Source organism: Pseudomonas sp. FW305-3-2-15-C-LB1 (assembly GCF_058787615.1).
On sequence record NZ_JBYSZX010000024.1, the window covers coordinates 43,419 to 52,490 of the forward strand.

Below are 9,072 nucleotides of genomic sequence, written 5' to 3' on the forward strand. Positions count from 1 at the left end.
AGGGGAGCAAATCTTACAGAACAGCCTAAGGTTATGCCATGAAAGCTAACGTCGTCCTTCACCTGAAGAAAGTTTCTGCTAGAATGCTCGGCTTTCTTTAACAACCTTAGGTGACACATCCATGCAGCCCATGCTGAATATCGCGCTGCGCGCCGCCCGCAGCGCCAGTGAATTGATCTTCCGCTCCATCGAGCGCCTGGATACCATCAAGGTCGACGAAAAAGACGCCAAGGATTACGTATCCGAGGTTGATCGCGCCGCCGAACAGAAAATCATCGACGCCCTGCGCAAGGCCTACCCTACCCACGGCATCCTCGGTGAAGAAACCGGCCTGCACAAAGGCAGCGGTGAAGGCGAAGACTACCTGTGGATCATCGACCCACTGGATGGCACCACCAACTTCCTGCGCGGCATCCCACACTTTGCCGTGAGCATCGCGTGCAAATACCGTGGCCGCCTGGAACACGCCGTTGTACTCGACCCAGTCCGCCAGGAAGAATTCACCGCCAGCCGTGGCCGTGGCGCCCAGTTGAACGGTCGTCGCCTGCGCGTCAGCGGCCGCACCAGTCTGGACGGCGCCCTGCTGGGTACCGGCTTCCCGTTCCGTGACGACCAGATGGACAACCTGGAAAACTACCTGGGCATGTTCCGCGCCCTGGTTGGCCAGACCGCTGGTATTCGCCGCGCTGGCGCAGCAAGCCTGGACCTGGCTTATGTGGCCGCCGGTCGTTTTGATGCGTTCTGGGAGTCGGGCCTGTCCGAGTGGGACATGGCGGCAGGCGCTCTGCTGATCCAGGAAGCAGGCGGCTTGGTGAGCGACTTCACCGGTGGCCACGACTTCCTTGAAAAAGGCCACGTGGTTGCCGGCAACACCAAATGCTTCAAGGCAGTACTGACGGCGATCCAGCCGCACCTGCCGGCTTCGCTGAAGCGTTAAGCGAGCGAGCACAAAAAAGCACCCCGAGGGGTGCTTTTTTTTGTGCCTGGGATTACTGCTGGTTCTGACCCAGGATCAGACGACCTTCTTTGTCGACCGGGATCTGGCCACCTGGATCACGATCCATACGCACGGTGCCTTCCTTGCCATCCAGGTTGTAACGCACGTCATAGCCGACCACCTTGTCGCTGATGTCGTTGACGGTGTTACAGCGGGTTTGCGTGGTGGTGTAGGTATCGCGGTTCTGCATACCTTCCTGAACCTTGTTACCGGCGTAACCGCCACCCACCGCACCGGCTACCGTAGCCAGCTTCTTGCCATTACCGCCACCGACCTGGTTGCCGAGCAGGCCACCGGCCAGTGCACCTACCACAGTGCCGACGATCTGATGCTGATCCTGCACCGGCTTCTGCCGGGTCACGGCGACGTCCTTGCAGACCTCGCGCGGGGTTTTTATCTGGGTTTTCACCGGCTGCACTGCCAGCACTTGCGCATACTCAGGGCCGCTTTTTACCAGGCTGTAGGTGGCAACAGCACCCCCGGCAGTCACACCGACAGCACCCAATACCGCACCAACCAGTAACGACTTGTTCACGTGAACCTCCTGACCATCACAAACGGATCGAAAGATCCGCGCTATACCCAGCCTTGGAGCAAAAAAAAAGGCACGAGTTCAATACTCGTGCCTTTTTTGTAACAGCGGATCAACAAGCGCCCATCAAGGACGGTCGTCGACCTCCTTGCCAGTGCTGGTCGGAGGGATCAGGTCTTCGCTGTTGAGGTTCAGCCAGATCAGCACCACGTTGGCGATGTAGATCGACGAATAGGTACCCGCCAGTACGCCGATGAACAGTGCCAGTGAGAAGCCCCACAGGTTGTCGCCGCCAAAGATCATCAGCGCCGCAATCGCCAGCAACGTGGAGATCGAGGTCGCCATGGTGCGCAACAGGGTCTGGGTGGTGGAGATGTTGATGTTCTCGATCAGCGACGCCTTGCGCAGTACGCGGAAGTTCTCGCGAACCCGGTCGAATACCACGATGGTGTCGTTGAGCGAGTAACCAATGATCGCCAGTACAGCCGCCAGTACGGTCAGGTCGAAGGTCACCTGGAAGTACGCCAGGATACCCACGGTCACGATCACGTCGTGGATCAGCGACACAATCGCGCCAACACCGAACTTCCACTGAAAGCGGAAGGCCAGGTAGATCATGATGCCGACCAGCGCCATCAGCATGCCGAGGCCGCCCTGGTCGCGCAGCTCTTCACCCACTTGCGGGCCGACGAACTCGACGCGCTTGACCGACGCCGGGTTGTCGCCGCCGACCTTCTGCAAGGCCTCGGCCACCTGGTGACCCAGTTGCGGGTCTTCGCCCGGCATACGCACCAGCAGGTCGGTGGTCGCACCGAAGCTCTGCACGATGGCTTCGTGATAGCCGGCCTTGACCAGCTCGTTGCGCACCAGGGTAACGTCGGCAGGCTTCTCGTAGGTCAGCTCGATGAGCGTACCGCCGGTAAAGTCCAGACCGTAGTTCAGGCCCTTATGGAACCAGCTGAACAACGCCAGAACGGTAAGGAGCACGGTGACGCCGAACGCAATGTTGCGAACGCCCATGAAGTTGATTGTACGTAACATGGCAGCCCCTTAAATCCACAACTTCTTGAAGTCACGTCCGCCAAAGATCAGGTTGACCATTGCGCGGGTCACCATGATGGCCGTGAACATCGAGGTAAAGATACCGAGGGACATGGTCACCGCAAAACCTTTGACCGGGCCAGTGCCCATGGCAAAGAGAATCCCGCCGACCAGCAACGTGGTCAGGTTGGAGTCGAGAATCGCGGTAAATGCCCGGCCGAAGCCTTCGTTGATTGCACGCTGTACGGTCATCCCCGCCGCGATCTCTTCACGGATCCGCGAGAAGATCAGTACGTTGGCGTCTACCGCCATACCCATGGTGAGTACGATACCGGCGATACCTGGCAGGGTCAGTGTAGCGCCCAGCAGCGACATCAGGGCCAGCAGCATCACCATGTTGCCCGCCAGGGCCACGGTGGCGATGATGCCGAAGAAGCGGTAGATGGCGATGATGAACAGCGACACGAACAGCATGCCCCACAACGCCGCGTCGATACCCTTGGTGATGTTGTCGGCACCCAGGCTCGGGCCGATGGTACGTTCTTCAGCGAAGTACATCGGCGCCGCCAGGCCACCGGCACGCAGCAACAGGGCCAGCTCAGACGATTCACCCTGGCCGTTCAGGCCAGTGATGCGGAATTGAGCACCCAGCGGCGACTGGATGGTCGCCAGGCTGATGATCTTCTTCTCTTCCTTGAAGGTCTGGACCGGCACGTCCTTCTCGACGCCGTCGACCATCTGCTTGGTGTAAGTGGTGACAGGGCGCTGCTCGATGAAGATCACCGCCATGCTGCGACCGACGTTGCTGCGCGTGGCGCGGCTCATCAGGTCGCCGCCATGGCCATCCAGGCGGATGTTCACTTCAGGCGTACCGTGCTGGGAGTCGAAACCGGCCTTGGCGTCGGTGACCTGGTCACCGGTGATGATCAAGCCACGCTCAATCAGTGCAGGAGGACGATTGCCTTCGCGGAACTCGAACTCCTCGGCAGTGGCGCGGGTAGCACCCGGCTCGGCCGCCAGACGGAATTCCAGGTTGGCGGTCTTGCCCAGGATACGCTTGGCTTCAGCCGTGTCCTGCACGCCCGGCAGCTCAACCACGATGCGGTTGGCGCCCTGGCGCTGGACGATCGGCTCGGCCACACCCAGCTCGTTGACGCGGTTACGCACCGTGGTCAAGTTCTGCTTGATGGAGTATTCACGGATTTCCGCGATCTTGGCCGGCGTCATCGCCAGGCGCAGTACAGGCTGACCATTGAGGTCGGCCGGTACGATGTCGAAATCGTTGAAGTTCTTGCGCACCAGCGCACGGGCCTGCTCGCGGGACGCTTCGTCAGAGAAGCCCAGCTGGATGGCACCGTTGAACTGCGGCAGGCTGCGATAGCGCAGCTTCTCTTTGCGCAGCAGGCTCTTCACGTCGCCTTCGTAGACTTTCAGGCGCGCGTCGAGGGCTTTGTCCATGTCGACTTCCAGCAGGAAGTGCACACCACCGGACAAGTCCAGGCCCAGCTTCATCGGGTGCGCGCCAATGCTGCGCAGCCATTGTGGGGTGGTCTGTGCCAGGTTGAGCGCGACCACATAGTCATCACCCATGGCCTTGCGTACGACGTCCTTGGCCGGCAATTGGTCTTCTGCCTTGGTCAGGCGCAACAAGCCGCCTTTGGCACCCGCCGCCAATGTTGCCGCCTTGACCTGGATACCCGCGTCGGTGAGCGCTTTGCTCGCACGGTCCAGATCGGCCTGATTGACCTGCAGCGAAGTGCTGGCGCCAGTGATCTGGATCGCCGGGTCATCAGGATAAAGATTGGGAGCGGAATAAATAAAACCGATCGCCAGCACCGCCAGGATCAGTACGTATTTCCACAGAGGGTATTTGTTCAGCATCACGCCGCCCGCTTATAACGCGGGGCGCCTTGCGCGCCCCGTCGATTGGTAAAGGTTGTTACTCAGATCGCTTTGAGCGTGCCTTTTGGCAGCGTGGCGGCGATGGCGCCCTTCTGGAACTTCATTTCTACGGTGTCGGAGACTTCCAGGACCACAAAAGCATCGGAAACCTTGGTGATCTTGCCGGCGATACCGCCAGTGGTCACCACTTCGTCGCCTTTTTGCAGGCTGCCGAGCAGGTTTTTCTGCTCTTTGGCGCGCTTGGCCTGTGGACGCCAGATCATCAGGTAGAAGATGACCAGGAAGCCGACCAGGAAAATCCACTCGAAACCACCGCCCATAGGACCGGCAGCGGCAGGCGCAGCGGCATCAGCCATGGCGTTAGAGATAAAAAAGCTCATTTAGCACTCCAGTTGCAAATAGTGAATCTTAGGGTCGGAAAACTCAGTCCAAGGGCGGCACAGGGAGCCCGCGCTTGGCATAGAAGGCATCGACGAAGGCGGCCAATGTACCCTGTTGAATAGCCTCGCGCAAACCAGCCATCAGGACTTGGTAGTGACGCAAATTGTGGATGGTATTCAACATGCTACCCAGCATTTCCCCGCACTTGTCCAGATGGTGCAGATAAGCACGGGAGAAGTTCTGGCAGGTGTAGCAGTCACAGGTGGGATCCAGCGGCGAATCATCATGGCGATGGAACGCGTTACGGATCTTCAGCACGCCTGTATCGATGAACAGATGCCCATTGCGGGCATTACGGGTTGGCATCACGCAATCGAACATGTCCACACCGCGGCGCACACCCTCTACGAGATCTTCCGGTTTGCCAACGCCCATAAGGTAACGAGGTTTGTCAGCCGGCATCAGGCCCGGCAGGTAATCCAGTACCTTGATCATCTCGTGCTTGGGCTCGCCCACCGACAGACCGCCGATGGCCAGGCCGTCAAAGCCGATCTTGTCGAGGCCTTCGAGCGAGCGTTTGCGCAGGCTTTCATGCATGCCGCCCTGGACGATGCCGAACAGCGCCGCGGTGTTGTCGCCATGGGCATTCTTCGATCGCTGCGCCCAGCGCAGGGACAACTCCATGGAAATCCGCGCGACGTCTTCGTCAGCCGGGTACGGCGTGCATTCGTCGAAAATCATCACGATGTCGGAACCCAGGTCACGCTGCACCTGCATCGACTCTTCCGGGCCCATGAACACCTTGGAACCGTCCACCGGCGAGGCGAAGGTCACGCCCTCCTCCTTGATCTTGCGCATGGCGCCCAGGCTGAACACCTGGAAACCACCCGAGTCGGTCAGGATCGGGCCTTGCCACTTCATGAAGTCATGCAGGTCGCCGTGCTTCTTGATCACTTCCGTGCCCGGGCGCAGCCACAGGTGGAAGGTGTTGCCGAGGATGATCTCGGCGCCGGTGGCGACGATGTCACGCGGCAGCATGCCTTTTACGGTGCCGTAAGTGCCCACGGGCATGAAGGCCGGGGTCTCGACGGTGCCGCGCGGGAAAGTCAGGCGACCACGACGGGCTTTACCGTCGGTGGCGAGCAATTCAAACGACATACGACTCATAGTTGTTCCTCTGGGCCGCGTGGCGCCGGGTTACGGGTGATAAACATCGCATCACCGTAGCTGAAAAAACGGTATCCATTGTCGATGGCGGCTTGATATGCGGCCATGGTCTCGGGATAACCGGCAAATGCCGACACCAGCATCAACAGCGTGGATTCCGGCAAATGGAAGTTGGTGACCAGGCAATCGACCACATGGAACGGCCGGCCTGGGTAGATAAAGATATCGGTGTCGCCGCTGAACGGCTTGAGCACGCCATCACGCGCCGCACTCTCCAGGGAGCGCACGCTGGTGGTGCCCACCGCGATCACCCGCCCGCCACGCGCCTTGCATGCAGCCACGGCATCCACGACGTCCTGGCTGACTTCCAGCCACTCGCTGTGCATATGGTGGTCTTCGATGTTATCCACACGCACCGGCTGAAACGTCCCGGCCCCCACGTGCAGGGTCACATAGGCGGTCTCGACGCCCTTGGCCGCAATCGCATCCAGCAGCGGCTGGTCGAAATGCAGCCCGGCAGTCGGTGCAGCGACGGCGCCCAAGCGCTGGGAGTACACCGTCTGATAGCGCTCGCGGTCCGAGTCTTCGTCGGGGCGGTCTATATAAGGAGGCAACGGCATATGGCCGACACGTTCCAGCAGCGGCAACACCTCTTCGGCGAACTTGAGCTCGAACAGCGCATCATGGCGCGCGACCATCTCGGCCTCGCCACCGCCATCGATGAGGATGCTGGAGCCCGGTTTCGGCGACTTGCTGGAGCGCACATGGGCCAGCACGCGATGGCTGTCCAGCACCCGCTCCACCAGGATTTCCAGCTTGCCGCCGGAGGCTTTCTGGCCAAACAGCCGCGCCGGAATCACCCGGGTATTGTTGAACACCATCAAGTCGCCTGGGCGCAAATGCTCAAGCAAATCAGTGAATTGACGGTGTGCGAGGGCACCGCTGAGCCCGTCCAGGGTCAGCAGTCGACTGGCGCGACGCTCGGCCAAAGGGTGGCGAGCGATCAGCGAATCAGGGAGCTCAAAAGTAAAGTCAGCAACGCGCATGATGGGGTTCGTCTAGCAGGGCCGGGAAGTCTAGCGGAAATAGTCAAAATTGACCATGAAACGTGATTGACCAACGGTAATCACCTCTCTATACTTCGCCGCCATTGAGCCCTGATGGCGGAATTGGTAGACGCGGCGGATTCAAAATCCGTTTTCGAAAGGAGTGGGAGTTCGAGTCTCCCTCGGGGCACCATCTTAAAAAAAGACCTTGAAATTCAAGGTCTTTTTTTTCGCCTGTAGAAAAGTGGCACCAGCGGATTCATCCCCCACCGCCCACTTCCAACCTGAAACACAGTCCAAATGTGGGAGCTGGCTTGCCTGCGATTGCGGCAGCCCCAACACCGTCAAACCACCTGCCTATACCTCAACCGAATCCCCCTCCTCCGCCACCCTATTCGGCAACATCCCATTCGCCAAATCATCCACCACCGCCTTCGCCATCTCCCCCAAATAATGCGCCGCCCAGGCATAGCGATCTGCGCCTTTGTCCATGGCTGCATCCAATGCCAGCATTTTTGAACAATGGAGAAGCTCGGAGGCATGCTCAAGGGCATCGCGAATGGGTACGCCGGAATTGACGCGGAATAGGTGGTGGAGGCTGGGCTGTTTGCCGCAGTTGGAGAAGGTGATGACGCCGAGGGTTTTGTTGAGAGGTGGGTTGATCATTGGGCACCTCCCAAGTGGGCGGAGGTGTGGGTTGTGGGATTGCGAGGGTACGACCTATCAGAAACGCTCATTGCTCAAGCTCCTAATGTAGAGAGCTACCACGTTCGTTTCTCATGCGAATGGGTGGCAGCTATGCGCGGGCTGAGAAACCGGGACAATAGGAACCCGGCAGACCCGAAGGTCTCCCACGCATAGCCACCATGACACAGACATGCGGGCACAAAAAAGCGCCAACAGTCTAATGGATGGTTGCGCCTATGCGCCTATTGTTTCTCGGATTCTCAAGTCCGGTCGCTGGGTTGGAAGCGACGGAGAAAAAGTAGCTCAGGAGCGCCTGGAGATGAAAGTTAGTATCTGTGGCGAGAGATTTCCGGCGGCCAGTCTGGAGGGTTGCGGGCGTTAGGAAGAGGAAAGTCGTGCACAAACCCCGCTTACGTGCAGGCGTGGCGCTTGCTGTTTCTCTCTACGGGCGAGAAGACGTTGGCGCAGCACATGGCAGACGTCAACAAAGAGCTGAAAGCCGGTATGGAAGTTCGCATGCTCGCCCTGCCAGCTGACAAGAGCAAAGGCCTCGGCATGTTCGATGAGCTGAACGGTTTTGAGGACGCTGCTGCCCTCTCCGATGCGCTCAAGGTCCGTGTAGCCAAATACTACGGCACACCCCTCACCGCCTTCCTGCACGCACTGTGCGCGCCTGGAGAAATGCTCAGATGGTCGGTGATCGTTCGCCGCACGGTGGAGCAGTTCATCACACAAAACCTACCCGCATCGGCCAGTGGACAGGCCCAGCGTGCAGCCCTTCGCTTTGGCCTCGCAGCAGCGGCCGGAGAGTTGGCCACCGCTTTCGGCGTCACCGGCTGGCCTGACGGCACAGCCACGACCGCCGCGCGCGTGTGTCTGCATGCGTGGCTGGCCGAGCATGGCGGCGCCGGAAATTTCGAGGGTGATGCGATTTTGGCGCGGCTGAGACAGGTCATTGAGCGGTTTGGAGAAAGCCGCTTTACCCGCTGGGAATCTGCTGCCGCAAAAATCGATGAACACGGCCCACGCACGATTGATCGGCTGGGCTTTCGCAAGACCCTGGAACACGGCATGGGGGACGCACTGCACACCACCAACACCTACTACGTGCTGCCGGAAGCCTGGAGGGCTGAAATCTTCAAGGGCATGAATATCAGTGCGGTGAACAAGGAGCTGCTGCAACGGGGCGTGCTCGAGCCGGGAACCGACGGAAAGGCGTACAGCTTGATTCGCCTGCCCGGGTTACGGTACCGCGTCGATGCTGGCCTGGATGTTGGAGGAAAAGGACATCGAGCCACATGTGCCGGTGTGGGACAAAA

The 9,072-nt window shown here is 59.6% G+C and carries 8 protein-coding genes, 1 tRNA gene and 1 pseudogene; 3 read left to right on the forward strand and 7 right to left on the reverse strand.

What is annotated here, in order from left to right:
- The first annotated feature begins 121 nt into the window (after positions 1 to 121).
- On the forward strand, positions 122 to 937 hold the full coding sequence (gene suhB / locus AC3WP7_RS28365) for a type III secretion system regulator SuhB (protein ID WP_003175971.1): 816 nt from the start codon (positions 122 to 124) through the stop codon (positions 935 to 937).
- 52 nt (positions 938 to 989) lie between these two features.
- Here suhB and AC3WP7_RS28370 read toward each other — a convergent pair whose 3' ends face one another.
- The 6 genes from AC3WP7_RS28370 to queA form a co-directional block, all read right to left on the reverse strand.
- On the reverse strand, positions 990 to 1,532 hold the full coding sequence (locus AC3WP7_RS28370; protein ID WP_092249227.1) for a glycine zipper 2TM domain-containing protein: 543 nt from the start codon (positions 1,530 to 1,532) through the stop codon (positions 990 to 992).
- A gap of 123 nt (positions 1,533 to 1,655) precedes the next feature.
- The gene (secF, locus tag AC3WP7_RS28375; RefSeq protein ID WP_058423381.1) at positions 1,656 to 2,570 is read right to left on the reverse strand and encodes a protein translocase subunit SecF; all 915 of its coding nucleotides are present in this window, start codon (positions 2,568 to 2,570) and stop codon (positions 1,656 to 1,658) included.
- A gap of 9 nt (positions 2,571 to 2,579) precedes the next feature.
- Positions 2,580 to 4,451 carry a protein translocase subunit SecD gene (secD, locus tag AC3WP7_RS28380; RefSeq protein WP_058423382.1) on the reverse strand — a complete coding sequence of 624 codons (1,872 nt, stop codon included), beginning with the start codon at positions 4,449 to 4,451 and terminating at the stop codon, positions 2,580 to 2,582.
- 62 nt (positions 4,452 to 4,513) lie between these two features.
- On the reverse strand, positions 4,514 to 4,852 hold the full coding sequence (gene yajC, locus AC3WP7_RS28385; RefSeq protein WP_003175975.1) for a preprotein translocase subunit YajC: 339 nt from the start codon (positions 4,850 to 4,852) through the stop codon (positions 4,514 to 4,516).
- 43 nt (positions 4,853 to 4,895) lie between these two features.
- Complete coding sequence (gene tgt / locus AC3WP7_RS28390) at positions 4,896 to 6,011, reverse strand: tRNA guanosine(34) transglycosylase Tgt (RefSeq protein WP_003175976.1); 1,116 nt, start codon at positions 6,009 to 6,011, stop codon at positions 4,896 to 4,898.
- A gap of 5 nt (positions 6,012 to 6,016) precedes the next feature.
- Positions 6,017 to 7,066: a tRNA preQ1(34) S-adenosylmethionine ribosyltransferase-isomerase QueA gene (gene queA, locus AC3WP7_RS28395; protein ID WP_102591900.1), complete on the reverse strand. Its 1,050-nt coding sequence runs from the start codon at positions 7,064 to 7,066 to the stop codon at positions 6,017 to 6,019.
- Between the two features lie 108 nt (positions 7,067 to 7,174).
- Between queA and AC3WP7_RS28400 the strand changes: the two genes are divergently transcribed.
- Positions 7,175 to 7,259, forward strand: a tRNA-Leu gene (locus tag AC3WP7_RS28400).
- A 164-nt stretch (positions 7,260 to 7,423) separates the two neighbouring features.
- On the opposite strand, the gene AC3WP7_RS28405 is transcribed toward AC3WP7_RS28400, so the two are convergent.
- A complete protein-coding gene (locus tag AC3WP7_RS28405) occupies positions 7,424 to 7,732 on the reverse strand; it encodes a DUF3077 domain-containing protein (RefSeq protein ID WP_092249230.1) in 309 nt (102 codons plus the stop codon).
- A 384-nt stretch (positions 7,733 to 8,116) separates the two neighbouring features.
- Here AC3WP7_RS28405 and AC3WP7_RS28410 point away from each other — a divergent pair.
- Positions 8,117 to 8,998, forward strand: a pseudogene (locus tag AC3WP7_RS28410) (DUF927 domain-containing protein); the annotation flags it as partial.
- Between the last annotated feature and the right edge of the window lie 74 nt (positions 8,999 to 9,072).

Excerpts from the sequence above, each read along its gene's own strand:
- tgt (WP_003175976.1), bottom strand. The coding sequence starts at position 6,011 with ATGTCGTTTGAATTGCTCGCCACCGACGGTAAAGCCCGTCGTGGTCGC.
- secD (WP_058423382.1), bottom strand. The coding sequence starts at position 4,451 with ATGCTGAACAAATACCCTCTGTGGAAATACGTACTGATCCTGGCGGTG.
- suhB (WP_003175971.1), top strand. The coding sequence starts at position 122 with ATGCAGCCCATGCTGAATATCGCGCTGCGCGCCGCCCGCAGCGCCAGT.
- AC3WP7_RS28405 (WP_092249230.1), bottom strand. The coding sequence starts at position 7,732 with ATGATCAACCCACCTCTCAACAAAACCCTCGGCGTCATCACCTTCTCC.
- secF (WP_058423381.1), bottom strand. The coding sequence starts at position 2,570 with ATGTTACGTACAATCAACTTCATGGGCGTTCGCAACATTGCGTTCGGC.
- yajC (WP_003175975.1), bottom strand. The coding sequence starts at position 4,852 with ATGAGCTTTTTTATCTCTAACGCCATGGCTGATGCCGCTGCGCCTGCC.
- queA (WP_102591900.1), bottom strand. The coding sequence starts at position 7,066 with ATGCGCGTTGCTGACTTTACTTTTGAGCTCCCTGATTCGCTGATCGCT.